Source organism: Candidatus Thermoplasmatota archaeon (assembly GCA_030018475.1).
Taxonomy (GTDB): Archaea; Thermoplasmatota; JASEFT01; order JASEFT01; family JASEFT01; genus JASEFT01.
Map to the genome: position 1 here is coordinate 1 of JASEFT010000005.1, position 26,373 is coordinate 26,373.

Consider the following 26,373-nt stretch of genomic DNA (forward strand, 5'->3'; position numbering starts at 1 on the left):
GGAAGAAGGACAGCTTTAGAACTTAAGCGTGGTATAGAACTTGGAAGGGTAAAAGAAATAGTTACTTAGAAAAGAGGTAAGTGCCTCTCGAATAGTAACGTTTATAATATGTGAGGCAGTTGCTAAGTAAAGAATGCTATCTAAACGAATATTACTTGCTATTGAAGAGCTAGAAATGTGGAAAAAGAGGGAGAATGAGTTTAAGAACTTGCTTGAAAAGGCTACCGGCGAAGAGAGAACGAGGTTAAAAAAGGAGCTTGAGAAAGTTAGCGAGCAAGTTGATTATTACGAAGCTTTAATAGGAGATATGAAAAAGGAGCTAAGACCTATAAAAATCACAGACGTACTAAGATAGATGTAAAATGCGCCTTCTATTTATTACTCTGAAGTTTTAGTATTGCCTCTGCAATATCGCCCTGCGTAGCCTCTAGCGCTTTTTTAGCTTGCTCTAAAGTTACGTTTGCCTGCTGAGCTACTAGCTCTATATCGCTTGCTTGCATGCCCCTCTCTTTAATTTCAGGCTCGCCAGCGACTTGATATGTTTTCTGTTCTTGGACTAGCATTACAGTAACACTTGGCTTCCTAAACAGATATTCTTTTGAGGCAGTCCTTATAATAACTTCCTCTACATTTTCAAGCTCTTCAACGCTAATGCCTAGTTGGCGCATTGCTCTTTCTATTTGCTTGGGGCTGAGCCCTCTAAATCCGCGCATATGAAAGAAATATAATTTAGAAAAGTAAATATTTTATGCTGCCAATATCTAATTATGCTCACTTACAGAGATGTTTTAGCATTGGATAGGAATTCTGAGTATTGGCTTGTACCGCAAGCCGAGCTTATGGAAAATGCTGGGAGAGCGGTTGCAGGAGTTGCGCTGAGGCATATTGAGAAAGGCAGAAATGTTATCATAATTTGTGGGCTCGGCAATAATGGCGGTGATGGCTTTGTAGCTGCACGATACCTTAAAGAAAATAATTGCAATGTAAAGGTGATTCTTTTAGGCAAGCCTGAGGATATAAAGACAGAAATTGCGAAGGCAAACTACGATAGAGTTAGGGATATTGCAGAAAGTTTTGAAAATGTAAATTTAGCTAAAGAGCTAGAAAAAGCAGATATTATAATTGATGCTATGCTGGGCGTAGGCGTTAGCGGAAAATTGAAAGAGCCTTATCTAAGTGTAGTAAAATTAATAAACAAGTACAAAAGCAGTAAATTTATAATTGCCGTTGACGTACCTACAGGGCTTGGCACAACCTTTGCTGTTATACCGAACATTACAGTTACGTTTCACGATTTGAAGGAAGGAATGAGTAGAAAAAATTCTGGTAGAATTATAGTAGAGGATATTGGTATACCAAAAGAGGCTGAGAAATGTACTGGCCCTGGCGAGCTTGTTTATTATCCCAAGCCAGAAAAAGATTCTAAAAAGGGCGATAACGGAAGAGTTTTAGTAATTGGTGGCGGCCCGTATACTGGCGCTCCTGCACTTGCAGCTAGCGCTGCTTATCGTACAGGCGTTGATCTAGTTCATTTAGCAGTTCCTAGCGCAATATACCAGATAATTGCAAGCTACTCACCAAATTTTATAGTACATTCTGTAGACAGAGAGATATTGACTCAAAACGCTATTGGTAAAATTCTAGAACTGGCTGAGAAAGTGGATTCTGTAGTTATAGGGCCTGGATTAGGAAATGCAAAAGAAACAAAGGTAGCAATTAAAGAGCTTGTTGCGGAAATAACGCTTCCTTTAGTTATAGATGCAAATGCATTTGATGCGATTAAGTTACACAATATAAAAAACAAGACTGGTGTTGTCACACCTCATTCAAAAGAGTTTAAAAAGCTTACTGGGCAAGCGTTCCCTAAAGAGCTCGACAAAAGAATTTCGAGTGTTGAAAAATTTGCGAAGCAAGTGAAAATGGTAATATTGCTCAAAGCACCAATAGACATTATCTCAAACGGTAGCAAGACAAAGCTCAGCTACACAGGTAATGAGGCAATGACTGTTGGTGGCACGGGCGACGTGCTTGCAGGTATTGTTGCAGCACTGCTTGCTAAAAAAGTAGAGCCTTTTAGGGCCGCATGTATGGGCGCTTTTATTAACGGCTATGCAGGTGATTTGGTATTTAAAGAAAAATCTTATTCTTTACTCGCTACCGATATAATTGAAAAAATACCAATGGTGCTGAAGGAGTTCTTGTAATGCTACTCGGTATTATTGCAGATGTGCATTCGAACTTACCTGCACTGGAAAGTGTGCTCCATGCACTAGAGCTAGAAAAAATTGATAAAATAATACATGGGGGCGATATTGTAGGCTACAATCCTTATCCTAACGAAGTTATAGAAATTTTAAAAGAGCGTAAAGTCATTTCTATACTTGGCAATCATGATAGAGCTGTATTAGCTCAAGATACTCTGGGACTTAATCCTTACGCTGCTCAAGCAGTTCTTTGGACTATAGATAAATTAACTAGCGAGAGTTACGAGTATCTGAGAACTTTAAAAGCTCGCGAGAAATTGAATTTGGGCAAACAAATTAGCATAATTCACGGCTCGCCTTGGAACGATGACGAATACGTTTACGAGTACGAATTAACGCCTGATTTTCTAACAGAAGTTAAAGCTGAAGTTCTAATTTACGGACATACTCATGTACCATGCATTAAAAGGTTTAGCAACGGTCTAATAATAAATCCAGGCTCTGTAGGGCAACCCAGAGATTGCAATCCAAGAGCAAGCTATGCAGTTTTAGATTTAGCTACTGAAAAAGCAGATGTGAAAAGAGTTATCTACGACACAAAAGCGGTTATGAAAAAGATTCTAAAAGAGGGCTTGCCTGAATTTCTAGCTCAAAGACTTGTTCTGGGAATATGAGACTTCATAAATGTTTTTCATTAAAGTAGAGTTTATATAGTTGCAAAGCTTAGCTCAGTTGTTATGTCTAAAATTGTGCCTATTTATAACGAGCCTGCACTGCTATTAAATAAAGAAACTTTGGTGGTTGCAGACCTACATTTAGGAATAGAGCTGGAGCTCCAGAGCAAAGGTATTAATTTACCAAGCTTGACAGACAAGATTCTAGATAAAATTCTAAAACTAGGCAGTAAATATAAAATTAAAAAACTGGTAATTCTCGGTGACTTAAAGCATAGTATCCCTATTTATTATCAAGAGCTAAAAGAAGTGACTCAAATGATTGAAAAGCTACTCCATGAAGGCATCGGTATAGAAATAATTCCTGGAAATCATGACGGCGCTATTCACAAATTACTGCCTAAAGCAGTAAAAATACACTCTCCCAAAGGAGTTGCGATTGATGGGATAGGGCTATTCCATGGGCATGCCTACCCTTCAGATGAAATATTAGATCACAAAGAGCTTATCACAGCTCATATTCATCCTGTGGTAGCACTGAGCACAGGTTTTAGCACAATTGCAGAGCCTTGCTGGGTTAAATTCAAATCGTCAAATCGCTCTTTCATAATAATGCCGGCATTCAATAAACTCTGTGGCTGCATTATTAACACTGGCAAATTAAAGTTACGTCCACCGCTCTCTAAGCTCATTACTCTTAACAATTCCTTGATTTACCTTTTAGACGGTACCTCGCTCGGAAAGCTTAGCAACTTAACGAGAACATGAGTGTATTTGAGCTACTAGATATTAAAATACAGAAATTGCTGGCTGCAAAAGGGTTGGCAGAGCCGACAGAGTCGCAGGCTCTTGCAATACCTGAAGTAATTAAAGGCGAGAATATTCTTTTGATTGCCCCCACTGGCATAGGCAAAACAGAAGCTGTGGTTCTTCCGCTACTACATAAAATGATAACTGAACGCTTATCACCTATCTCTATTCTTTATATTACACCACTTCGTGCGCTCAATCGCGATTTGTACTCTAGACTCTTATTCTGGTGCTCTAACTTAGGAATTAACTTGGCAGTAAGGCATGGCGATACCACGAAGCAAGAGCGTAGAAGGCAGCTGCTGCATCCGCCAGATATTTTAATAACAACGCCCGAGACTTTACAACTATTGTTAATAGGCAAGCGCCTTAAAGAGCTTTTGAAAAATATTAGATGCGTAATAATAGATGAGGTTCATGAGCTTGCAGTCAGTGAAAGAGGGGCACAACTAGCAATTGCATTAGAGCGCTTGGAAGAACTTGTTAATAAAGAATTTCAAAGAATAGGCTTGAGCGCTACTGTGGGTAGCCCAGAAATTGTAGCTAGCTTCGTGGCAGGCAGTAGAAAAATAAAAATTTTAAAAACTAACATTGCTAAAAGGCTGGAAATAAGTATTGTCTCTCCTCAGTCAAATGATAAAATTAAAGAGCTGGCTGATAAACTAGGAGTAGAGACTAAACTTATAGCTCTACTATCTAAAGCTTGGAGCTTGATTAAAGAGCATAATTCAACTCTTTTATTCGTTAATACACGCGATGCCGCTGAGTTCCTAGCTTCGCAACTCAGAAGGTGGGATGCGCAACCGCAGATTGGGATACATCATGGCTCGCTTTCAAAAGAAGTAAGGACGAAAATGGAGGAGGATTTTAAAGCTCAGAACTTAAAAGCGCTTATAGCAACTTCAAGCTTAGAACTAGGTATAGATATAGGCACTGCCGATTTCACTATCCAGTACAATTCGCCAAGACAAGTTTCAAGACTAGTGCAACGTGTAGGGAGAAGCGGTCATAGAGTTGGCGAGCTTTCTAAAGGTGCTCTGATTGCTACAAGTGCTGATGAGCTTGCAGAAAGTTTTGTAATTGCTAGAAAGGCGTTAAATGGTGAGCTGGAAGGTATTGAGGTCAGAGATTCGCCACTCACAGTACTTGCAAATCAAATAGTAGCCTTTGCGCTAGCTGGTAGGCACAATATTGAGCATGCTTATAAAACAATTACAAAAGCTTATCCCTTCAGAAATTTAAGTTTTGAGAAATTTAAGAGCACATTAGAGCTTTTAAAGGCTCAGAGATTATTACATGTAGAAGGAAATAGTTTTAGAGCACTGAGACTAGGCAGAGAATATTTTTACGAAAATATTTCTATGATACCTGATGAAAAGGTATATCACGTCATTGATATTACAACGAGGGAGCGAGTTGGTACGCTGGACGAGCGTTTTGTGGTTAGCTACCTAGACAAAAATAAAAGTTTTACTATGAAAGGCCAGTCTTGGACTGTGAGCAGCATAGAAGAAGACAGAATTTTTGTGACTCCAGCTCATGGTATAGGCGAAATTCCTTCTTGGCTCGGCGAAGAAATCCCTGTGCCTTTTGAAGTTGCCCTTGAGGTGGGCGATCTAAGGGAAGCTATAGCTGAAGGCAAATCTCAAGCTCACGAGCTAAAGCTTTTCACAGAATACATTGAAACTCATAGGAAAGCCAACAAGCTTGTACCGAACGGTAAACTTATTACTATAGAAAAAGGCAGTGGTTTGATAATATTGAACGCATGCTTTGGCACTAAAGTAAATCAAACTCTAGCTCAAATTATTTCTACTTTATTAGCTTCGCGGATAGGTAGCAGTGTTGGAGTACATTCCGACGCTTATAGAGTCATTTTTGAGCTACCCGAAAATGTAAATACCGAGCTAATTGAAGAATATTTTAGAACTACAAAGCCTGAGCTTTTAGAAAGCTTTGTAAAAGTTAGTTTGAAAAATTCTAGCTTGTTTAAATGGTATCTTTTACATACAGCTAAAAAATTCGGCACTTTAAGTAAAAGCGCTGACAGGCAGATAGGTCTTCGTAAAATTCTAGACTCTGTTAAGGATACGCTTATCTGGGAAGAGGCGATTGCTAAAATTTTATGGGATAAAATGGATATTGAAAGAACGAAAATGATTTTAACTAAAATCCAAGCCGGAGATATTAAAGTTAGTATTACTAATCTTACGCCTATAGGCTTGGAAGGCTGTGAAAGGAGAAAAGAGCTTATATTGCCTGAGCGCGCTGAGAGAGAAATTCTTGAGCTGTTAAGGAGAAGGCTGGAAAGTAAAAGAATTTCAGTGGTATGTTTGAGCTGTAAAAAGGCAAGAAGTTTAACTTCAAAAGATTATTTACCTAAATGCCAATCCTGCAACTCAGTGCTTCTTGGAGTGGCTGAGAATGAGACAGTAGAAAATTTCAGAAAGGGCAGACTTTCTAAAAAAGAATTGTTTAAACTCAAAAAAAGCGCTAATCTATTACTTTATTACGGCGCTAGAGCTTTGCTTGCGTTCGCTGCCAGAGGCGTTGGCGTAGAAACAGCTGCTAGAATACTAGGAAAGCCCTGTTTTACAGAGCAAGATTTTCTAAGAGAGCTCCTTAGAGCTGAAATAACATATGCAAGAACTCGTAGATTCTGGGATTGAAAGAAAAGAAGCAAAAAATTAAATAATATCGAAAATATTTAGTGCATAGAAAAATGCTAAAAGAGTGTTCTCAACATGGGTTTTTTAGAAATGATAAATGTCCTCAATGCCAGAATAATGGCAAGTTTATAATGAGTGATAAGGAGCTCAACATGATCGGCAGAATAATGGCAGGGGTATTGCGCCATTTTCCGGAAAAATTTAATTTGAAAATGGATGAGCATGGATGGATAGAGTTATATGCTTTCGTAGATTCCCTCAGAAGATTCCCTGCCTTCAAATGGGTAAAGCCACACCATATAAAAGCAATTGTAGAAACTGATCCTAAAGGTAGATATCAACTGCAGAATAATAAATTAAGAGCTACTTATGGTCACACCTTAAGTTTAGAACTAGACTTACCTACAAATGAAATACCCGAGAAGCTCTACTATCCTGCAACTGATGAAGAGTGCGAAATAATTTTAGAGACTGGTATAAAGCCAGTGGATAGGAAGAAAGTTCATTTAAGTAAAACCAAAGAATTAGCACTTGAGGCAGGTAAAAGCAGAGTAGAAAGACCTATAATTCTAGAAGTTGATGCTAAAAAAGCTTGTGAGGAGGGTATTATTATAAAGCGAGCCGGAAGGACAGTGTATATTACAGACGAAGTGCCTGGAAAATACTTGAAAAGAGTTGAGTGATATGAAGATAGAACTAAGAGAATTAAAAGAAAGAGCAATGAAATTTGTAGTGGAAGATACTTCTGTCAGCTTTTTAAATACTTTAAGAAGAGTTTTGCTCAAGGACATTCCTAAACTTGCAATTGATACTGTAGAATTCCATCTGGGTACACTTACGGATGAAAAAGGAAAGGATTATGAAAGTATAGCACCTCTTTTCGACGAAATTATAGCTCATAGGCTTGGTATGGTGCCTATACCTACAGACTTGAGTTTATTTGTACCTAAAGATAAATGCAGATGCCAAGGAGCTGGATGCCCTAGCTGTGAGCTTGTATATACTCTAAAAAAATTTGGTCCGTGTACGGTTTATTCAGAAGACCTTGTGCCAACCGGCGGCGAAAATTTTAAAATAAAAGAACATAAAATTCCTGTGGTAAAGCTAGGCCCTGACCAAGGACTGTTTGTTACAGCTACTGCAAGGTTAGGTACTGCGAAAGAGCATGCTAAATGGCAAGTGGCAACAAGCGCTGGCTATAAGCATTATCCTGACATAAAAATCAGCTCCAAAAAATGCAATTATTGTAACGATTGCGCTAAAATCTGTCCTAAAGGTGTAATTAAAATTACAGGTAAAAAGATAATTTTAGAAAATCTAGAAGAATGTACACTCTGCAAAAGCTGTGAAGAAATATGCAGGAAAGAAGCAATTAAAGTGATTGCTAACAATAGAAAATTTATATTTAAATTCGAGACCGATGGCTCACTTAGCGCGAAAGAGACTTTAGAAAAAGCGTTAGAAATTATCAAATTAAAATGTAAAAATTTTGAAAGTGGATTGAAAATGATTTAGACTGTCTTCTTTAACAGCTCCCAAATTAGAATAAAAAGGTTTTTAAACCATTATAGAGATTAACATAGTTATGAAAAAGAGGAGCTTAGTGTTATCTGCTGTAATGCTCTCTTTGATGCTTGCAGGCTGTATAGGTCCTATCACGAGCATAACTGCAAGACCTCACCTGATTATAGATTATGTAGATAGCTTAACAAAAATATACATAGCAGCATGGGGGGAGGTTAGAAGATATACAAGAATAGAGCTGTGTATCAATCAAACTACAGTTATAAATGAAACTGAGGTCTGCATGGTATTCTATAACACAAGCAGTACGATATTTTCTCTTAATGCAACTGTTGTAGATAGCAAGATCAATACTATTTACTACTACGACTGCTTAATAGAAATTTTAGACAATGAGCTTGTAATGAAGTTAATTGAGGATAGCGAAGTAAAAGAAATCAAGCGTATGGAGTTGCCTGTTATAAGAGTAATGCTGGTGAAAGAATGAAAATTCCTAAACTTTACATTCTCACAATGGTCATACTGATGATTCTAGGATTTTTTATATTCGCAGTTACTTTTAGAGTTATTTCTTTACCAGATATAACCTACCTTTACACAGCGCTATCCACATTCCTTTTGGGCTGGATTGCTATACTCATATTAGCAATAATAGGCGCTGTGTTCTTAGGAATGTATTTAAGTCATAGAATACTTCTTACAAAGGATTTTACACCTTTTGAAAAAGCTATGCTGGAAATGAAAGAAGATATAGCTGAGATAAACAGAAAATTGGATAGTATCGAAGGTAAAATCAAGCTTTAGATTCAGACTAACTTTTCGCTGCAGTAACTTCTTCTGGAGCAATTCCTGCATTTACTAACTTTTTTATGGTCTCTATGAACTATTCCTGTCCTTAGAGCTTCGCGCATTCCGTTTGCCTTTTTGAGTGCAGTTTCTCTGAGCTCGTCACTAATACTGATTTTATATTGGTTCTTACCATATACTAGCATTCCGTAAGCTACTTTACCGTATCTTTCTTCTGTAATTAATGAATAAGCAACTAGTTGAATTATATGCGAGAATAAAGGGCCTCTTGGTACTCTACCTGCCTTGAACTCTACAGGGACGTAACCGTCGTTAATTCTAATCACATAGTCTGGCTTGCCTATGAGTTTGTGCTTATTACTTACTAAATTAGGAGAATACTCATCAGCTATATATTCAATTGTACCTGAGGGTATAGCTGCAACCTCTCTGCTGCTCATTAAAAGTTTAGCCGATTTTAAAGCTACAAAAAGGAAGAAAGCACTAGCTACAAGCCAGATTGCGGCAATTACCATTGCAATAATACTCGCTACTACCATCTGCGAGATGTAAATACCTACCCCAACAATGCTCAAAATAGATGCGCTCGTTGCAAGAATGGCAATCATAAATTCGCTTGTGAAGAGCTTTTCCTCTTCCTCTTTAATAACTGAGAGACCTCTCTCCAGTTCTTTATGTTCGTCAATACCTTCTTTAAGCTCTTTACCTTTGCCAGCAATGCCCTTTCTTGCCAGCCACCAGCTTAGAGGGCAATAGGCATATTTTTCAAGTTCGCCTGCAGAAATAAACTCCATGAGAAAATAGTATGAAGATATGGCTAAAAATATTTTTTGGGTTTTAAAAAAGCCGCTGGAGGGTTTCGAACCCTCGACCTGCTGATTACGAATCAGCTGCTCTACCACTGAGCTACAGCGGCGCACAATTCAAGGCGCCAGCTTTATTCCGCGCTGCTTGAAATAGTTTCCTGAGCGTAAAGGATATAAAAGTTCAGGAGCTTTTAGTCTTTCAAATACTATCTGCGCAAACCTATCACCAATATTTATTTCAACCTCTTTATCACTTGCGTTAAATGCAGAAAGCGTTAAATTACCTTCAAACCCAGCATCTACTTTACCGAAAGAGCCTATAATACCTTTCCTTGCAAATGTAGTTCTAAGCCATAGCTGAGCGCACAAGCTTCGGAGCTTAAGATATTCTTTTGTGCTAAGAACGAACCAAGTCTTTGCCGAAATTTTTATTGAGCCTTCTTTAATACTTAAATTTTTATCAAGAACTAATATTTCTGCAATCGTTAGATCGTAGCCGTTTGGAGTTAGATTATTGCGGTTAAAAGGCTCTATTGATAGCTCTTTTCTAACTAAAGCTTCTACTATTTCTCTATCTGTAAGTATCATAGTTTAGAAACTAATGCCTTACCAAACTCAATGCATCTTTCTAAATCTTTTTTGCTCGGCTTACCTATAACTAATATTTTATCGATTACCTTTATACCATGGCAATCTAAAACTTCAAAAAGTGTATTAAGACATTTTTCGCCGTCCTGTTTTGTGCCAGAAGTAGCAAGTGCAAAACCTTTTTTGCCCTTTAGTTTACCGTAGACCTCAATACTGTCATCAATTACTTTCTTCAGTTCTGCACTAACAGTTCTGAAATAAGTTGGCGAGCCTAACCCAATAATTTTAGCATCGACAAAATCTTGGTTCCTTACCTCATTTACAGATTTTAAAATTACATCTAAATTTTTATTTCGCAAACCTTCTGCAACTGCATCAGCTACCTTCTTTGTGTTGCCGGTTCTTGAATGATAAACTATAAGAGCTTTCATAATTGTAGATAGATCAGAAAAAGATGAATGCTAGCATTTTTCAACTTTTATCACACTGCCTGGAACAACGGTCTTTAATAATTCTAGACCGCTTACTACTTTTGCAAATACATTTACTGGCGAATAAGCTAAAGGCTTGCCGCTCTTAGAGATAGGTGTGGCGCCGAAAAATATGCATATACAACGACCCTCTACCCAGTAGGCAACGTCGCCAACCTCAACTTCTTCTTGAGCTTTCTCTTCTGCTATTTTCAAAGGCGCTCCAAAATAAATTTCATCACCCCATGTATTCACATTACTTTCGAGAGGGAGCTTTTCGCAAATCAGCTTAGCTGTTTTAGGGTTTCTATCAATAAGCTCTGCCACTATTTCCTTGTCTTCAATTATAAATTTTATTCTAGCCATGCCACCTTTTATTCCCATCTGCTCTTAACTTTAAGCCTGCGAAGCATTTCCATAGCATCTATTTCCCTAGGATCTCTGCCTAGTCTGCAATTAACTTCACTGTAAAGCTCGCCAAAAGAAACGCGATATTCGCATTTACTGCATTCTTTACTTGTTACCTCTTTGCATATATTAGGACAGTAAGTTTGGAATTTTCTGACGGTCATAATATCAATAATTACTATCCAGAGATAAATATTTATCCCAGCTCATGAAGAGAACTTTTATTAGCCTGTAAATTATAATGAAAAGGAGAATGGCTGAGGTTGAAGAAGCTGAAGAGCTGGGAAAACTACAACTGCCTAAAAAAGGGGAGCTTTTTGCAATAGCGGACCGACTGTTTGGAGGTAGCAGAATCAAAGTTATATGCTCTGACGGTAAGTCAAGACTTGCTAGGATACCTGGCAAGCTTAAAAAGAAGCTTTGGGTAAGGGCTGGCGATTTGGTAATAATAAAGCCTTGGGAATTTCAAAACGAGAAGGCTGATATTGTATGGCGCTATACTAGAACTCAAGCAGTCCATTTAAGCAAGAAAGGAATGCTGCCTAAAGATTTAGATATATTCAGTTACTAACATGGCAGTAGATGAGCTTGTAAAAGTCAAGCGCAGAATAAAGACTGGAGAGGATAGAAAAGTAGAAGCTGAAGTTTTCGATAAGCAAACTTTGTTTGCTTTGACGAAATTAATTTCAGATAGGATAGTTGACGAAGTGGAATTTCCTATAGCTACAGGCAAGGAGTCAAACGTTTTCAGGGCTAGGCAAGCAAAAAATTTTCTTGCCCTTAAAATTTACTGTACTACTACAAGTATATTTAAAGATTTGAGTAAGTACGTTATAGGCGACCCTAGATTTGCAGGTATTAAAAAAAAGAACCTCGTATTTGTATGGGCTAGAAAAGAGTATAAAAACTTACAAGCGCTCAGCGAAATTTACGTTCGTGTGCCTGCACCAATTACATGCAGAGGCAATGTGCTGGTTATGGAATATATAGGCACTGAGCGAAGACCTGCACCAATGCTGAAAGATGTAAAGTTAAAAAGACCAATGAAGTTATTCAACGCGTTAGTTGGATATTTAAAGAAAGCCTATAACGATGCGAATCTAGTGCATGGCGATTTTAGCGAATACAACGTTTTAATTGAAGGTAACGAAAGACCTGTGATAATAGATGTAGGTCAAGCTGTGGTTAGGGAGCATCCTTTAGCGGAGGAGCTACTAGTAAGAGATGTTGCTAATATTGTGAGTTATTTTAGGAAGTTAGGAGTTAATGCAGAGGTAAATGATATAGTAAAGGCTATAAAAAATGCAGGCCTTAAAAATACCTAAAGATAGAATTGCTGTGGTGATAGGCAAGGAAGGCGGTACTAAGAAAGAGTTAGAGTTAAAAATGAATGCTAAACTCAATATAGATTCTGAAACTGGCGAAGTTGAAATAATTATGAATGAGCCTTATGAAGCGCTTCAAGAGCTTAGAGCTGTAGATATAATAAGAGCCATAGGAAGAGGTTTTTCACCTGAAAAGGCTCTTAATTTATTAAACGAAAATTTTTATTTTGAAGTTATTGATATAAAAGAGTACGCAGGGAAATCGCAGAAACATATTGCAAGATTGAAGTCGAGAGTAATTGGTAGTGAAGGAAAGACCAGAAAACTAATTGAAGAGCTTACCGGCGCTTATATCTCTGTCTACGGCTCTGCAGTAAGTGTTATAGCAGAACTTGAAACTTTGAATACTGCTAAAAAAGCTATAGATATGCTTTTATCTGGCTGCGAGCATTCCACCGTTTATAGATATTTAGAAAGAGCTAGGTCGTTAGCATGAGAGTTATTATTTTAGGCGCGCCAGGCTCTGGCAAAGGCACTCAAGCTAAACTTTTAGAGAGGAATTACAAACTAACTCATTTACCGGCTGGCGATTTGCTAAGAGCTGAGATTGCTAATAAAACTGCACTTGGTATGAAAATAGAAAATTATGTAAATAAAGGCAAATTAGCACCTGATAAAATTGTAATTAAAATCATGAAGAGCGCAATTGAAAAGCATAGCAATTTCGTACTTGACGGCTTCCCTAGAAATTTAGCTCAAGCTAAAGCGCTCGAAAAAATATGTGATATAGACTTGGCAATAAATATTGAGGTTGATGACACTACTGCAGTCAGAAGGCTGTCGAATAGGAGAATATGTGCACAGTGTAATGCTGTCTTTCATTTGGAACTAAATCCTCCCAAGCGCAATAACGTATGCGATTTTTGTAGCTCTAAATTAGTGCAAAGAATTGATGATAAAGAAGAAGTTATAAAAGAAAGGTTAAAAGTATATGAGAAAGAGACCTCGCCGTTAATAGAATACTACCGTAGCAAGGAAACACTGAAAGTTGTAGATGGGAATAAAAGTATTGAAGAGGTTTTTGAGTGTCTGGAAAAGTGCATTAAAGAGTCGGGATTTAAAATAAAAGACTGACTATTTTCACTACTTTATTGTTCGTCAGTATCGTTGATATCGCTCCGATTACTAAGCTACTCACTAGGACTACTGCCAAAAACTCTATAGTCCTTTTTTCCAAATTTTACTCCAAACTTACTCTCAAGTAATTTTTCTGCAAGCCAAGAGCCAATAAAGCTGTTAATTCCTGTGACTAAAGCTCTACTCATTCCCTTTCACTTATTTTAGCTCTCCTTAGCTTCTCTTTAACCTCTGGTCTTTTACCAACAATTTTACAATAAAGATAGCCTAAGAAACCAATTCCTAGTCTTATAAGCTTCCAGATATTTTCGCCTTCGCTTCGCTTGATTTTTACAGCATCTATTAAATTATATTTTTTCCACAAACTGCCGTGCTTGAGAGTTAGCTCTTTTCTACCAAAGCCATACCAAAAAGACTGCTTTAGAAAGCCTGTTAGTGTCTCTCTTCCATGATGATGCACAATTGCGTTTTCGTTATAAGTGAATTTGAAGCCTGCATCTATTATTCTATAGTTCAAATCTAATTCCTCAGCTTCCTTAAACCACTCGTCAAAGCCGTTAACTTCGTCAAATACTTCTTTTCTGTAAGCTAAATTGCAAGCAGGATAGGTTATATCTACACCGCTATGATAAATTTTAACTCTCGGCAAATCTGTAAAGCTTCTGGTACCGATCTTGATAGTTTTACCTGCAACTGCATCAGTGCTTTGAGCAAAAGATTTGTCTAATTCAAGTAGCCAAGCGCTGTCTGGAGAGCAATCTGCATCTATAAATGCAATTGCATCTCCTTTAGCAATACTAGCGCCAAAATTCCTGCCCCCAGCTCTACTACCAGACTTTATGTAGAATTTAATAAAATCGTACTTCTCAGCATAGCTTTTTACAAGCTCTGAAGTTCTATCTTTGCTTTCTGCGTCTACTATTATTATTTCGCAAGGCATTTTTGACTGCGCTAATAGTCCATCAAGCAAGCTCGCTATGTATTTTTCTGCATTCCTAGTTATAACCACAACGCTTATATCCATCGCTCTTAAAAACTACAATACATTTAAAACTATAATAATTTCTGCTTGTATTTTTCAAGAATAAACTCTGCTACACCGCTCATTACCCTCGTTTGCATTATTAAATACTCTCTTACTGTCTTTGGAAATTTCTCACACCATAGAGCAAGTACTAGATCGAAAAGCGGTTTTTTTTTTCGTGAGAAAATACCCTAAAGTACCTGTACCAATAGCCAATCTCCATGGTAGCCCAAGTGCACTAAAATTTTCCTGGTGTTCAATTTGCTGTGATTAGCTAGTTTCTCACTACTAGATTGTTGTGTTGGCTTTTTGCGTAGTGTTCAAAAGCCTGTGATTTGAGTTAATTTTTTAAGTTGAAGATTATTTACAATCTGGGATGGAAGATGCATACCCACATAAATAAGAGCGGCAGCTCTTTAAGCTTTAGCTTTAGTGTGGGGGGAGGCAAAAGGCAGAACAAATACGGATTAAAGAGTTTGGCCAATTCTTTTAGTGTAGTAGGTATGGTGTGCTTATGCCCAACTTGTAAACAAACTTAAGCAAAATTGGGGTGTTAAAATTGCAAGAGCAACCCCTTGGTACTGGGTACAAGAGCTTGGGATGAAAGCTAAACAAGTTTTCGCTAATGAAATTGTTCCAAATTTAAATCGTCCTAGAGTAATGGAGTTTGATGAGTTTTATGTTAATACTTCTGGAGGCACAGGAGGAATACTTAATGCAATAGATTCAGAAACCTTGCTAAATTTCCATAGCTCTTTGTGCATGGGAGTAAACACAGAAAAGGCAGAAGAAGTTTTTAAACACCTTCTAGATTTGGGTATCAATCCAGAGATAGGAATCACAGATGATAGCAAGATCTATCATTCAATCTGGAAATATTTTGGTGCAAAGCACCCCCTTTGTGAATTTCATCTTATGAGAAATATATTCAAAGATTCACAAAAGTTAAAGAGAACAAAATCTAAAAAGAAAAGAGAGCGATTACTGAAGAAAATAATAAAAAATTGCAGAATATTTTTTTCACAAAGGAGATTTGGCGAAAAATATAATACAACGAATAATCTAGAAAGAATGGAGACATTTCAAAGAGACAGGATCAATAGAATAGTACATTTCGGTAAAGAATCTACTGGAAATAATTTTTTGGAAGATATATAGATTCTATCAGAATTTTAGGAAATTCTCGTTTGGTAAAAGGGCAGGATACTCGCCGGTAGAACTTGCTGGATTAAAACGAGAAGGAAAAGACTGGCTAGAATATTTAGGAACTCCAAAGCTGAAGTTAAATGTGGAGATGATATTCTAAAATGATAAAAATCTAACTGAAAAAGACCCGATCCTTTTAATTTAATATTTACAACCCAGTAACGAAAAGGTGTCTAATCACAGGAAAATTGAACAGTAGGTTTCAAAATCTGATAGCAAGTTTTTAGTTTAAGAAATACATATTTAAAAAGGAGCTCACGAGGAAAAAAATGAACCCCTATGCGATACCGTCGCTTATCGGATTTAGCATTCTAGTAGGTATAGGGATATATGTTTTATACAAAAATCCCAAAAATAAGATAAATAGGGTGTTTTCTCTTGGTGTTTTGGCCGGTGTGATTGCGATTTTCGGTGAATTCATGAAAAGAATTTCTACGAGTGATGAACTGGCATTATTTTGGGGCAAAGTTGAAATTTTTGGATGCATACTAATACCCCCTGCCTTTCTTCATTTCACTTACGTTTTTCCTAAAACAAGAATTAAAAAAGAACGCTTTCTTTTTGTTGTTTACCTGCCTATTCTCATTCTTTTGCCGCTATTAACTACAGATCTACTGGTTAAAGGCACTCATATATACTATGCTGGATACGGGATAGCTTGGGGACCGCTGCTCCCTTTTCTCTCTGCCTATCTAATACTTTTATGTTGTTATGGATTTGGCAATTTAGGAAAGAGCTATATTTACTCTGATTCACAAATCGAGCGAGTACAGATTAAGTTTGTGACTATAGGGATAGCTATCGTTGGTGTCGCAACCCTATCAACATCAGTTATGCCATCCATCCTAAGTATCCTTTTGGCTAGGGAGATTGAGATATATCCGTTAAGTAGCAGTGCCGGTGTAGTGACTGCAGGGTTCGTCGCATACGCTATCGTAAAATACAAATTATTTGTTATCACACCTACCGCCGAGAATTATATAGAAATACCCAAGTACGAATTAAGGCCTAGATATAGTTATCTCGTAGAAGAAGAAAAAGCAACCAAAAGTTTTGAAATATTTGCAGATCAAGTTACCCATGGAATAGAAGGTCTCTGCATATCAAGGAAACATCCAGAGCTTATCAAAGAGAGGTACGGTCTTGATAAGGTACCAAAAATATGGCTCACAGCAGAAATTGCTGACGATAGCCTCAAACCAACAGACCTAGCTCTACTAACACTAACAATAAGAGATTTTATAGATAAAACTGAAAATGGCGTGGTCCTTCTGGATGGAATTGACTATCTTTTGTTAAATAACAGTTTTGAGAGCGTAGTTAAAACTCTTAACAGCATAAACGATTCGATTATGAGAAGTAAGAGTAGATTAATCTTATCAATCAATCCAGCTGAATTCTCTGCTAAGCAGTTTGCGCTGCTTTCAAAGAATTTAGAGAAAATCGAGACTTGATGTCTAGGGTCTAAAAAAGCAGAAGCTGCTGTTCAAAAGCCTGTATTTAAAAAGTATCACTTTTCTTGTGGAGACCTTATCTCTCCCCGCCTTAAAAGATAGTAAGGTTTAATACAGAAAATAACAGTTATGTCTACAGAGATAAAAATGGACGAGGAACAAACCAGTGAGCTTACGAACCTAGAGAAAGAGTGGTGTGAGTATCTCAAAAGAGCTTTCGGAGCGCTTGCTCCGACAATATTAAAGCTCCAGAAAGAAAAAATAGGATTACTCGGGAATCTTTCTTTTGGGGATTATCAAAAGCTTGCCGAGCAGATATACACAATTTGTATTGAGATGGTAGGTGAGAATTACGCGCAGAAAATACGCACCGAGCTGCTGAGCATTCTTAAAAAGTGGGAGGGAAAAAATGACTGAGAATATAGAAAGAATGAGAACGTACATTAGAGGTTTAGATGAAAAACTCTCTGGAGGTATACCAAAAAACTTTATAATACTTGTATCAGGCACTCACGGTACAATGAAAACTTCTCTTTGTTTTAATATACTCTATAACCTTGGCGTGAAAGAAAACATTAAAAGTCTTTATCTATCTTTTGAGCAAGAGAGAAATTCGCTATTCCAACAGATGGTATCTTTAGGCATGAATGCGGAAGAGATAGAGAAACATATACTGGTAGTAGATATAGGCGTACTTCGAAAATTGCTGAAGGAAGCTAATAAACCAGTTAATAAAGCCGGATGGATAGAGCTTGTGCTAACCCATATTCAAACGGTTAAAGACACAGATAAAATCGAAGTAGTGGTTTTAGATTCTTTAAATGCGTTCGGAGCATTCCCAAAAGAACCACTTACAAGAGATGACACGTACCATTTTTTTGCTAGACTTAGAAATATCAGTGCCACTGTATTTCTAATCTCGGAAATGACCATGGGATCTAATGTTTTTGAGATATTTGGTGGAGAACCATATCTATGTGATGGTATAATACATCTAGACCTCCGCCGCGAGAAAATGGCTCTTAAACTAATGCTTGGGATAATAAAAATGAGAGCTACAGAAATTTCAAGGGTATATACTCCTTTAGTTTATGATAAAAAAGGTTTTACGGTAATACCTGAGTAACGCTATTCCCTATTTCCCGGTAGAGTTTATTCACAGCTTGGATCCCAAGCTTGTCATCAATTCGCTTTAAAACCGCTAACGATTTGTCAAGATATTCCTTTGCCCTATCTCTATCGCCTTTTTTTAAGTGAATCTCACCCAAAGAAAGCAACGACCTACCAGTAAGGAATTTATTACCTATTCGCTCTGCGTACCTTCTACATTTTTCAAAACAATCAATAGCTCTATTCAAATCTAGCTTCTTTAAATATACGTCTCCCATACCTTTATATGCTCTTGCAAGCTCGCTCGCATTCTCGACTTTTTCCAGCACTTTTAAGCTTTTCTCATAATACTCGAGCGCTTTATCACCCTCTCCTCGCTCCCTGTAAGTATTGCCAAGCTCTATAAAAGTAAAAGCTAATACCCATGGATCTTTATATTTTTTTATACTGGGCAATGCCAGAACATATTCTGGTAGTTTTTCTTTGTCCCTTTCCCAATAAAAAATCTGAAGACTTTTTTGCAATTTAGTGAGCTCGGGCACGGTAGCGCGGTTTGATGCATGCAAACTCTTCATATAATTCTTCATTGCCTCGTACCATTTACCTCTCTGCTTCTCTACACTCGCGATCTTTTTATGCAACTCTGCAACTTTTAACCTATCCCCAAGTTTTTCATAAATCTCTAATGATGCGGAATAATAGCTTAGGGCTTTCTCCCAAGTTTCAAGCATTGCGGAAACGTCCCCTTTAAGTAACAAAAGTTTGCTCCAGTCCATCTTGTCAATAAATGCTTCATCAAACTCTTTAAGAATATCTCTACACTCTTCCCAATATTTTTTAGAGATTAAATCTGGGGCCTCTCTAAATACAAGGTTTAAAGCGCTTTCATAATCTTTTGCTTTAAGAAAATGAAATATAGCTTCTATTTTGGCTTGGTCTTCCCTCTTTTCTTTATAATACATACCAGCGGCTCTATGATAACTCATCTTTTGAGGATGTGAGAGTGTTTTGTATACTACCATTTTTATTACCTCGTGCAAGCTGTAGGCATCGATATATCTATCAAATAATGATTTCTCAACTAAACTATCAATAATATCGGGCTCGATATCCGCGTCAAGCATCGCCTTAGCATCGAATGGACATCTGAATACTGATGCAAGCTCTAACGCTTTTCTTTCACCTACGTCAAGCCTTTTGAGTATCTCTTCTCTGAAAAACTTTCCCATCTCTTCTCTTGTCTCTGCCGTTACCAGCTCGAGCGAAAGAGGATGACCGCCAGTTAGTTTATAAAGTCTTTCGTGTTCCTCCTTTTTAACTCCACGTTTAGCTAGCAATTTGTAGCTATCGTCTCTATCTAACCCACCCAATGTAAGTTCGGTTACAATCTTCTTTATAACCACATCTCTTCTATCGTAAAATGAAGGAATTGTTCTCCCAATCACAATAATTTTACTATCCTCTACCAAATCTTTAAAAGAGCTAAGAAAATTTATAATATCCTGGTTTGCTTTTTGTATATCGTCAAACACTAGTAGAGAGAGCGTGCCTTTTATTTCTTCTCCCAAAACTGCTAATAGCTCTTCCAAATCAAACTTCTCTCTATCAAGACAGTTTCTCAATTTAGTTCGTTCTAATTTAACCAGAAACTCTGAGAACTTACTAAACAAATTACGAAGTGTAGTGAACTCATAGAATCTATGCCAAAACACATTCATCTCAATGCTTTCTATAAACTTTGAGGCTAATACTGATTTCCCTATACCTGCAATACCTTTTATACAAAGTACCTTTGATCTTGATTTTAGAAATTCATATAGAGCCTTTAACTCCTTTTCCCTACCAAAGAAATATCTAACTTCAGGTCTTCTTTCTGAATAATCGATAAATCTTTTTGGCTCGAGTATTGTTCTAAGGTCAATAAAACCTTCTGGGGTGATGTTCTTGATGATGTTTGTATAATTTATTTCTACAGGTGCTATCTTCCCGGGTTCATAAACCTCTATAGTTTGTGTGAGCAGCGATATTTCCTTTTCAGAGAAGACCACCGGATTTATTGGTAGGATTAATATCCCATCGTTCTTCGCTACGATATCTGTTGTAGTTTTTACCCATTTCAAACACTGATCAAAACCATTCACTTGCGATAGGTACTCAAATCCCTCTAACATTATCACAGGTTTGTCATTTTCCTTTAAGAAGTTAGAAATAGTTGCCATGATTTCGAAGTCCAGCCTATCAGGCTTAAGAATATTTTCACCTTCTACTTCTGAAAGCCAGAACGACTCAGCTCTCAGACCATACTTCTCCCTTATTTTTCTTGGTGAATGATCTGAAATAACTACCCCCTCATACCTTTCTTCCAACAGCCTTTTAAAGACTTCGTATGCCATATCTGGTTTCTCACCTTTCACTAGGTAGGAGCGACCTGGCTCTATAGGCTTTTTGGCTGTTTTCTTCAAATAACCAAGCAGCTCAGAAATTTTCAGCTCCCTGAGTTCATCTCTCTCCCTAACCTTTACCTTCCTTTTACCAATTTCTTCCTGCAACTCTTCTGCCTTTGCTATGCCCTCCCGGGTGAGGAAATAGAAATCACGAAATCTTCCTGTTTCTGGGACGTAATATCTTCTCTCTTCGATCAAACCATCTCTGACAAGGTCTTTCCGCGCCTGGAGAAGCAGTGGACGGGAGATGTTTATAAGATCAAGCATCCCTGTAGGTGAGAAAAAGCGTGGAGGTGCACCTTTAGCAGGCAGATGAAGTTGTTCATCTATATGGTCGAGAAGGAAAAGCAGCATCTTTTCTTTTGCAGAGAGGGGGACGGGCATGTTTATATTTATCTCCTTGCTCGCTCATAATTGTTTCTGTTTTTTACGTTGGGTTTACATTGGGATTCGTGTTTATATACCCTTAGTTACAAGGTAGTTTTTGATGAAAAAATAATGACCTTCGAAATCCCCCCTCAAGCTAGAGGTGAGACTATGACTGACAAGAAAACAGGTCTGGAAGCTATTGCCAAGGCGGCTTTGCAAGCTACCTTTACTCTTACAATTGTTGACGCTTATCAAGGCGGTCTTACAGACTCTAGATGTAATGTATTCGTAACTGGTCGCACAGAGGCGATAAAATGACCGAAGAGATTGGTTGGCGTGACGGTTGGGAGCAGATAAAAACATTCATGGAAAAAGGCTCGACCGAGATCATCAACACAGGCTACAAGAAACTAGATGATTTGCTTGGCGGTGGGCTAATAAAAGGCTCTACCAATCTCGTCATCGAAGATTCTGGCTGCATAGGTCATATATTCCTTGTGTCATTGCTGAAAAAGAGGGTAGAATTTGGTGATATTGGGGTGATTGACTGTTTCTTTATTTCGCCAGAGCAGTTGAAGGAGCAGTGCAGAGCATATAATATTGATTTGGATAAATATGATGGTAAGGTTTATTACCTAGATTTCTCCTCGAAACATCGGGTGAAATCTGTTTTGGGCTCTGACGCTTTAGATACTTTTGCAAAAGAATATACAAGAGTTGTATCTGAGCTCATACCAAAGGGCGATATATTCAATATAAATCTCTCTTTGTCCGCATCCACCATGAGATACGGTGAGGAGCAGATTTATAGGCATTTGCTCAGAGAGAAAGGGAATTATGAGACATATAAGAGGACCGCCATCTATCTTGTTGAGAGAAATCTTCATACCCAAGAGTTTATGAACGGTCTCAGGCGTATTTTTGATACTGTTATAAACCTTAATTCGACTATTCATGACGGCAGAATCGACAGGTTTGTTTCTGTTGAGAAATCACCTCTGCGAAGTTACTCTGTGAAAAAAAAATCAGTTATGAGATTGCTCTAAGCCCCGGCGAGATTGTTTTCGGCGGAAAAATAGGGTCTTATAGAGTGATAGAATGAGAAAGATAGATTGGTTGAATTGGAACGGGAGCAGAAAGGAAAACGAGAACAAGGCAAGACTCCAAGCATTACACATCCTGATAAATCAGGATTTTGTAGATGGGGATCTTGTTGAGAAATTGTTTAGGGAGATTTTGAAAATCCACAGTCCTTCTTTCATTTATGAAGAAGGAAGTTTGAGAAAATACCAGGCAAAAAGAAAAATATAGGCAAAGCCATAAACATCCCGTTACTTTTCACCTGCAACCTTAACCTTAATTGCTATTATCATATTAGCTGGATTTCTTGGGATAGTGGGGATAGCGGGCACGGAATTGGTTGCCGGGAAGGCTAGTGCCACTACTGGCCTCCCTAGTGTAACTATAACTTATCCTATGATTGGGAGACAGTATCCTCAGCAGGATTCAATGTCCAAGGAATATATTATCAGCACCTGTTCTTTCCAATGGCTATGTCACGCCTACATCTGGCACGACTTCTACTACGTTCTACTAGTATGTGACTTCTAAATACTATAATCCAACATATGGTTGGTCTAGCTGGGTTGGCAGAGGAGCGTATGCGGCCTAAGGGCATAGCCCTTCTCTTTTTATTTTTCGGTCTTCGTTTTTAAATTTTCCTAGTGTTCAATTTGCTGTGATTAGCTAGTTTCTCACTACTAGAATCACAAGTGGTGAGTAGAATGCTACGACTTCGCTTTCCTAAGCTAAAACTAAATCTAATAGTTGCATTGCCTTTTCCTAGATGTAGAATCATAGCTTATCCCATTCCCTATAAGGGAGGGATAGGCTTTCCGACGAGGAAAAGGTTATTACGTCAATCATGAACTTAAAGATTCTTTAGCAGAGTCGCTTTCAATCTACAATATTTCGTTTGCTGGTAAAGGTTATATTATTTCAAACCTAAGCGGAATAAAAATTCCTTTAGATTTGTGTATGCAAACAAATATGGTGGTTGGGAGATTCGTTGGGACAGAGGATGAGATTTTAGTGTATGGTAATAGAGGGTTATTTTTTGATAAGGTTAGAAAAGCTACTAACGCATGGAAAAAAGTGATGGGGTGTTTTATATCCTATTCACACGGTTTAAATTTCACCGGTGAAGGTATTTTTGTTAGTGAAACCATTCGTGAAACTTTCGAATGGTTCTCGAAATATTCTATATTTACCGCAAACACTACAGCTATTATAGAAAACCTTACAAAAGGTGTAGGTATATGGTATCATTCCTCTCATGGATGGATAAACTTTACATCTAATGAAGGTGGTATTTATGGCTGGAATGGATTTTGTGAAAGAAGTTATGAGGAGGGTGGCAATCTCTCAGAACCAGATGCGGATAAGACTGGCTTGGTTGACCCCAAAAATACTAAAAAAATCACAGAAGATGATTTTTCCTCAATAAAATTAAAAAATACTGTATGCATCATTTTGGCTTGCAAAATAGGTAGTAGTAATTTTCCATACACTTTACTCGGCTCTGGGGCAGCTTGTGTTATAGCAAGCCCTGTTGAACTCAGTTTCAGACAAGGTGGTTTTTTAACCAATAAGGTTGGTGAGTTACTCGTAAACGGCGAGACTATAGGGAATGCAATTAAAATCTCAATAAATCAAACAAAGGAAAGAACAGAAGAATTTGACGCGCCGTTTTTATGTTTTGGTGAGCCAAGCATCAAGGTCTTGGATCATAAAATTAAATGTGAGGTATCTGTCCCCAAAAAGATTTTGATTCCAGAAATAACAAAAATAAATATTCGTGTTTTTAATGAAGTTGGAAAGCCTGTCCATGATGCAGATGTTAAGGTTAATAACACGAATGCTAAATATAACCCACTTTTTAATTCATATTCTATTTCTTGCAGCATGCTTTCGGATTATACCAATAATGTGACTGTTGAGATCCATAAGGATATGTGCGGCACACTAACGTTAAATACCACCGTTTATGTGTATCCAAAGGTCTACAGGGTTACCCTATTCATCATTTGTGGTTTAGTAATTAGTATGATTGCAATTGTTTTTTGGAGATATAGAACAAAGAAAAAACTATCATGACCAATAGTCTGAAGCGATTTTAGTCGAAAATACCTACAGTCACGGTATATTTAAATACACGGCTCTCGCCGATCATCCTAGCGCCTCGGAACCCTTTTTCCCTTACGGGTTTCCTTCACTTAATAGACGTCTAAAAAGGGAAGAGTTTTTGAATAGGTGTTAGGGCAGGAAAAAAAACAAAAAGTTAGCTCCTCAATTTTTACTTGTAAGCAACAACACCAAAGTCCCCACTACCCTATATAACTAGGTACTTCTTTTCTTATTTTAGGCGCTACCGCTTTCTTATATTCTTCCTCTAATTTTTTATACAATGCCTCGCGCCTCTCAATTTCACGCTCTAATTCTTCTGTATCTATATCGCATTCCATAAGCTCTGAAATTTTATTAGTTACTGCAAGCACTGCCTTGAAATCTATAGGGTCTAGAGGATTATCTATATGATAAATATAAGTTTCAGCGAGCAGGCAACATGCCTCTATTCCTCGCTTCCAAGCATATTCCAGCAGTACGCCGTTAAATCCACTTACCCGCCCTCTTAACGGCTCTATTCCTTTCTTTACTAGAAAATCCATTAATTCTGGCGCTGTAGCTGTACCGAAAACTTTAGGATGCGCAACTTTTTCACGTACAGGCACAGCAGCTGTAGTATAGATCCTTTTCACTTTTAGTTTCTCACTTACCTTCGCTACAATATCGCTGAGCTCGTTCTGCTTTTCAGGCAGTGTTGGCTGGAAGTCTGCAGTGAAGAAGACGAAATCGTGAGCGCCTTTGGCTCTTAGAAAATAAAATCTATACTGACTGTTGAGATGGCAAGGCTCTAAAACACCTCTATCGTCAAAAACAGCTATTGAATAGTAATCGTAATCTGAACTTAGCCTGCCGAGCTCTTTAGCGCAAAGCTTCTTTATAAAATAATCTACAGTGTGCTTAGCAACCAGTCCCATACCTGGCGCGCCTGCCAGCATTATTGGCGATTTCAAACTTAATTTCTTTAAGATTTTAATTTCCATTCCGTAATAAAAAGGGGCTTACTGAAATAAATACTTTCTCACCCCAAAGCCAGTTGAATCTCATACTTTAATTCTCTCTAATATCTCGTTATCAACCTCTATTCCGAGCCCTACACCATTTCCTAGCCTGTTCGTACCTTCCAAAGTCTCTACACCGTCTTTTATACAATCAATTTCTAAATCTAAATGACCATCTAAATCTGCATATCTAACTATTTTTTTACCGAGCGCTAAATGCATACCTGCAGTAATACCTAGCTTGGTTTCTACCATACAGCCTACCATACAAGGAATGCCGGCAGCTTGTGCAATTTCTGCAATTTTTAGCGCTTTGCTAAGACCGCCGCTCTTCATTAATTTTATATTGAACAAATCTACAGCATCGCTTTTTATGAGTTCAATTGCATCTCTAGGAGTATGCAGAGCTTCATCAGCCATTATCGGTATTGCAGTGTTGTTTCTTACCTCTCTTAAGCCATCAATATCGCTAGCAACAACAGGCTGCTCTATAAATTCTAGCTCGTAACGTTCTAGCGCTTTTAGCACTTTAATAGCTTGTCGGGTTGAATAGCCTTGATTTGCATCTATTCTAAGCCTCGTTTGATAGCCGATTGCCGCTCTGAGCGCCTTTACCTTTTCTATGTCTTTCTCAGCATCAATGCCTATTTTCAATTTTATAATTTTGACTTTTTGATCAATTAGTTTCAAAGCCTCTTCTATTGTTTCATCTACCCCTTTAATGCCTATTGTGATAGAAGTTTTAATTTCTGATTTGTCATTACCAAACGCTACATACAGCGGCAAGTCCAGATATTTACCCAGAATATCATGGAGCGCTAAGTCAATACCAGCTTTCGCAGCGCTATTACCGTTAATTTTAGTATCTAGTTCTTTCATTATTTTTTCAATTTCAATTGGATTTTTAGCTATAACAGAAGGCTTCATTCGTTGTAGCGCGTTAATTACTGTGCTTTGAGTTTCAAAAGTTATTTTCTCTGAAGGCGAAGCCTCGCCCCAGCCGTAAATATTTTCGTCAGTCTCTATTTTTACAAGCACCCCTTCGTAGTAATAAGAAGTTCCTAATGCAATTTTAAAAGGTTTTCTCAGCTGTATTGCAATAGGGTAAATTTCGAGCTCCGTTATTTTCATCTCAAATTGTTAGAATACCCTTGTTAAAA

General features: G+C 37.7%; 32 protein-coding genes and 1 tRNA gene. 21 read left to right on the forward strand and 12 right to left on the reverse strand.

Features of this window, described 5'->3' with window-relative positions:
* Positions 1-133 precede the first annotated feature (133 nt).
* The gene (locus tag QMD21_01475; GenBank protein ID MDI6855441.1) at positions 134-355 is read left to right on the forward strand and encodes a hypothetical protein; all 222 of its coding nucleotides are present in this window, start codon (positions 134-136) and stop codon (positions 353-355) included.
* Between the two features lie 16 nt (positions 356-371).
* On the opposite strand, the gene QMD21_01480 is transcribed toward QMD21_01475, so the two are convergent.
* On the reverse strand, positions 372-713 hold the full coding sequence (locus QMD21_01480; protein ID MDI6855442.1) for a nascent polypeptide-associated complex protein: 342 nt from the start codon (positions 711-713) through the stop codon (positions 372-374).
* A gap of 54 nt (positions 714-767) precedes the next feature.
* Between QMD21_01480 and QMD21_01485 the strand changes: the two genes are divergently transcribed.
* The 8 genes from QMD21_01485 to QMD21_01520 all read left to right on the forward strand — a co-directional run bounded on the left by QMD21_01485 (position 768) and on the right by QMD21_01520 (position 8,685).
* On the forward strand, positions 768-2,204 hold the full coding sequence (locus QMD21_01485; GenBank protein ID MDI6855443.1) for an NAD(P)H-hydrate dehydratase: 1,437 nt from the start codon (positions 768-770) through the stop codon (positions 2,202-2,204).
* Complete coding sequence (locus QMD21_01490) at positions 2,204-2,878, forward strand: metallophosphoesterase family protein (protein ID MDI6855444.1); 675 nt, start codon at positions 2,204-2,206, stop codon at positions 2,876-2,878. The genes QMD21_01485 and QMD21_01490 overlap by 1 nt, the downstream gene beginning before the upstream one ends.
* A 63-nt stretch (positions 2,879-2,941) precedes the next feature.
* The gene (locus QMD21_01495) at positions 2,942-3,646 is read left to right on the forward strand and encodes a metallophosphoesterase (GenBank protein ID MDI6855445.1); all 705 of its coding nucleotides are present in this window, start codon (positions 2,942-2,944) and stop codon (positions 3,644-3,646) included.
* The gene (locus QMD21_01500) at positions 3,643-6,357 is read left to right on the forward strand and encodes a DEAD/DEAH box helicase (protein ID MDI6855446.1); all 2,715 of its coding nucleotides are present in this window, start codon (positions 3,643-3,645) and stop codon (positions 6,355-6,357) included. Before QMD21_01495 ends, QMD21_01500 begins: the two co-directional genes overlap by 4 nt.
* A 53-nt stretch (positions 6,358-6,410) precedes the next feature.
* Positions 6,411-7,040, forward strand: a complete 630-nt coding sequence (locus QMD21_01505; GenBank protein ID MDI6855447.1) for an RNA 2'-phosphotransferase — start codon at positions 6,411-6,413, stop codon at positions 7,038-7,040.
* 1 nt (position 7,041) lies between these two features.
* Positions 7,042-7,872, forward strand: a complete 831-nt coding sequence (locus QMD21_01510; protein ID MDI6855448.1) for a DNA-directed RNA polymerase subunit D — start codon at positions 7,042-7,044, stop codon at positions 7,870-7,872.
* 70 nt (positions 7,873-7,942) lie between these two features.
* The gene (locus QMD21_01515; protein ID MDI6855449.1) at positions 7,943-8,368 is read left to right on the forward strand and encodes a hypothetical protein; all 426 of its coding nucleotides are present in this window, start codon (positions 7,943-7,945) and stop codon (positions 8,366-8,368) included.
* Positions 8,365-8,685: a hypothetical protein gene (locus QMD21_01520; GenBank protein MDI6855450.1), complete on the forward strand. Its 321-nt coding sequence runs from the start codon at positions 8,365-8,367 to the stop codon at positions 8,683-8,685. The genes QMD21_01515 and QMD21_01520 overlap by 4 nt, the downstream gene beginning before the upstream one ends.
* Before the next feature lie 2 nt (positions 8,686-8,687).
* On the opposite strand, the gene cas4 is transcribed toward QMD21_01520, so the two are convergent.
* The 6 genes from cas4 to QMD21_01550 all read right to left on the reverse strand — a co-directional run bounded on the left by cas4 (position 8,688) and on the right by QMD21_01550 (position 11,124).
* The gene (gene cas4, locus QMD21_01525; protein MDI6855451.1) at positions 8,688-9,482 is read right to left on the reverse strand and encodes a CRISPR-associated protein Cas4; all 795 of its coding nucleotides are present in this window, start codon (positions 9,480-9,482) and stop codon (positions 8,688-8,690) included.
* A gap of 50 nt (positions 9,483-9,532) precedes the next feature.
* A tRNA-Thr gene (locus QMD21_01530) sits at positions 9,533-9,604 on the reverse strand.
* Positions 9,605-9,611: 7 nt separating this feature from the next.
* On the reverse strand, positions 9,612-10,082 hold the full coding sequence (locus QMD21_01535) for a dCTP deaminase (protein MDI6855452.1): 471 nt from the start codon (positions 10,080-10,082) through the stop codon (positions 9,612-9,614).
* Positions 10,079-10,513: a flavodoxin family protein gene (locus QMD21_01540; protein MDI6855453.1), complete on the reverse strand. Its 435-nt coding sequence runs from the start codon at positions 10,511-10,513 to the stop codon at positions 10,079-10,081. The genes QMD21_01535 and QMD21_01540 overlap by 4 nt, the downstream gene beginning before the upstream one ends.
* A gap of 30 nt (positions 10,514-10,543) precedes the next feature.
* Positions 10,544-10,936: a cyclophilin-like fold protein gene (locus QMD21_01545; protein MDI6855454.1), complete on the reverse strand. Its 393-nt coding sequence runs from the start codon at positions 10,934-10,936 to the stop codon at positions 10,544-10,546.
* Positions 10,927-11,124, reverse strand: a complete 198-nt coding sequence (locus QMD21_01550) for a hypothetical protein (GenBank protein ID MDI6855455.1) — start codon at positions 11,122-11,124, stop codon at positions 10,927-10,929. Before QMD21_01550 ends, QMD21_01545 begins: the two co-directional genes overlap by 10 nt.
* 77 nt (positions 11,125-11,201) lie before the next feature.
* Here QMD21_01550 and eif1A point away from each other — a divergent pair, with 77 nt between their 5' ends.
* The 4 genes from eif1A to QMD21_01570 are packed head-to-tail and all read left to right on the forward strand — an operon-like array spanning position 11,202 to position 13,419.
* On the forward strand, positions 11,202-11,531 hold the full coding sequence (eif1A, locus tag QMD21_01555; GenBank protein MDI6855456.1) for a translation initiation factor eIF-1A: 330 nt from the start codon (positions 11,202-11,204) through the stop codon (positions 11,529-11,531).
* 1 nt (position 11,532) lies between these two features.
* Positions 11,533-12,285, forward strand: a complete 753-nt coding sequence (locus QMD21_01560; protein MDI6855457.1) for a serine protein kinase RIO — start codon at positions 11,533-11,535, stop codon at positions 12,283-12,285.
* Positions 12,263-12,781, forward strand: coding sequence for a KH domain-containing protein (locus QMD21_01565; GenBank protein ID MDI6855458.1), 519 nt, complete (start codon positions 12,263-12,265; stop codon positions 12,779-12,781). Before QMD21_01560 ends, QMD21_01565 begins: the two co-directional genes overlap by 23 nt.
* Entirely contained in the window at positions 12,778-13,419 is a 642-nt protein-coding gene (locus tag QMD21_01570) for an adenylate kinase (protein ID MDI6855459.1), read from the forward strand. The genes QMD21_01565 and QMD21_01570 overlap by 4 nt, the downstream gene beginning before the upstream one ends.
* A gap of 56 nt (positions 13,420-13,475) precedes the next feature.
* Here the strand turns inward: QMD21_01570 and QMD21_01575 are convergent, their stop codons facing one another.
* Both QMD21_01575 and QMD21_01580 read right to left on the reverse strand, forming a co-directional pair.
* Positions 13,476-13,610 carry a hypothetical protein gene (locus QMD21_01575; protein MDI6855460.1) on the reverse strand — a complete coding sequence of 45 codons (135 nt, stop codon included), beginning with the start codon at positions 13,608-13,610 and terminating at the stop codon, positions 13,476-13,478.
* The gene (locus QMD21_01580) at positions 13,607-14,446 is read right to left on the reverse strand and encodes a glycosyltransferase (GenBank protein MDI6855461.1); all 840 of its coding nucleotides are present in this window, start codon (positions 14,444-14,446) and stop codon (positions 13,607-13,609) included. The genes QMD21_01575 and QMD21_01580 overlap by 4 nt, the downstream gene beginning before the upstream one ends.
* Positions 14,447-15,046: 600 nt before the next feature.
* Between QMD21_01580 and QMD21_01585 the strand changes: the two genes are divergently transcribed.
* From QMD21_01585 to QMD21_01600, 4 genes are all read left to right on the forward strand, one after another.
* A complete protein-coding gene (locus tag QMD21_01585) occupies positions 15,047-15,604 on the forward strand; it encodes a hypothetical protein (GenBank protein MDI6855462.1) in 558 nt (185 codons plus the stop codon).
* 317 nt (positions 15,605-15,921) lie between these two features.
* Entirely contained in the window at positions 15,922-17,106 is a 1,185-nt protein-coding gene (locus QMD21_01590; protein MDI6855463.1) for a DUF835 domain-containing protein, read from the forward strand.
* A gap of 147 nt (positions 17,107-17,253) precedes the next feature.
* Positions 17,254-17,523, forward strand: coding sequence for a hypothetical protein (locus tag QMD21_01595; GenBank protein MDI6855464.1), 270 nt, complete (start codon positions 17,254-17,256; stop codon positions 17,521-17,523).
* The gene (locus QMD21_01600) at positions 17,516-18,232 is read left to right on the forward strand and encodes an ATPase domain-containing protein (protein ID MDI6855465.1); all 717 of its coding nucleotides are present in this window, start codon (positions 17,516-17,518) and stop codon (positions 18,230-18,232) included. Before QMD21_01595 ends, QMD21_01600 begins: the two co-directional genes overlap by 8 nt.
* On the opposite strand, the gene QMD21_01605 is transcribed toward QMD21_01600, so the two are convergent.
* Positions 18,213-21,014 carry a DUF835 domain-containing protein gene (locus tag QMD21_01605; protein MDI6855466.1) on the reverse strand — a complete coding sequence of 934 codons (2,802 nt, stop codon included), beginning with the start codon at positions 21,012-21,014 and terminating at the stop codon, positions 18,213-18,215. The genes QMD21_01600 and QMD21_01605 overlap by 20 nt on opposite strands.
* 183 nt (positions 21,015-21,197) lie before the next feature.
* Here QMD21_01605 and QMD21_01610 point away from each other — a divergent pair, with 183 nt between their 5' ends.
* From QMD21_01610 to QMD21_01625, 4 genes are all read left to right on the forward strand, one after another.
* Entirely contained in the window at positions 21,198-21,347 is a 150-nt protein-coding gene (locus QMD21_01610) for a hypothetical protein (GenBank protein MDI6855467.1), read from the forward strand.
* Complete coding sequence (locus QMD21_01615; protein MDI6855468.1) at positions 21,344-22,075, forward strand: ATPase domain-containing protein; 732 nt, start codon at positions 21,344-21,346, stop codon at positions 22,073-22,075. Before QMD21_01610 ends, QMD21_01615 begins: the two co-directional genes overlap by 4 nt.
* 52 nt (positions 22,076-22,127) lie before the next feature.
* Positions 22,128-22,340, forward strand: a complete 213-nt coding sequence (locus QMD21_01620; protein ID MDI6855469.1) for a hypothetical protein — start codon at positions 22,128-22,130, stop codon at positions 22,338-22,340.
* A gap of 738 nt (positions 22,341-23,078) precedes the next feature.
* Positions 23,079-24,185: a hypothetical protein gene (locus tag QMD21_01625; GenBank protein MDI6855470.1), complete on the forward strand. Its 1,107-nt coding sequence runs from the start codon at positions 23,079-23,081 to the stop codon at positions 24,183-24,185.
* 230 nt (positions 24,186-24,415) lie between these two features.
* On the opposite strand, the gene QMD21_01630 is transcribed toward QMD21_01625, so the two are convergent.
* Positions 24,416-25,195, reverse strand: a complete 780-nt coding sequence (locus QMD21_01630) for a PAC2 family protein (GenBank protein ID MDI6855471.1) — start codon at positions 25,193-25,195, stop codon at positions 24,416-24,418.
* A 60-nt stretch (positions 25,196-25,255) separates the two neighbouring features.
* On the reverse strand, positions 25,256-26,344 hold the full coding sequence (locus QMD21_01635; GenBank protein MDI6855472.1) for a dipeptide epimerase: 1,089 nt from the start codon (positions 26,342-26,344) through the stop codon (positions 25,256-25,258).
* Between the last annotated feature and the right edge of the window lie 29 nt (positions 26,345-26,373).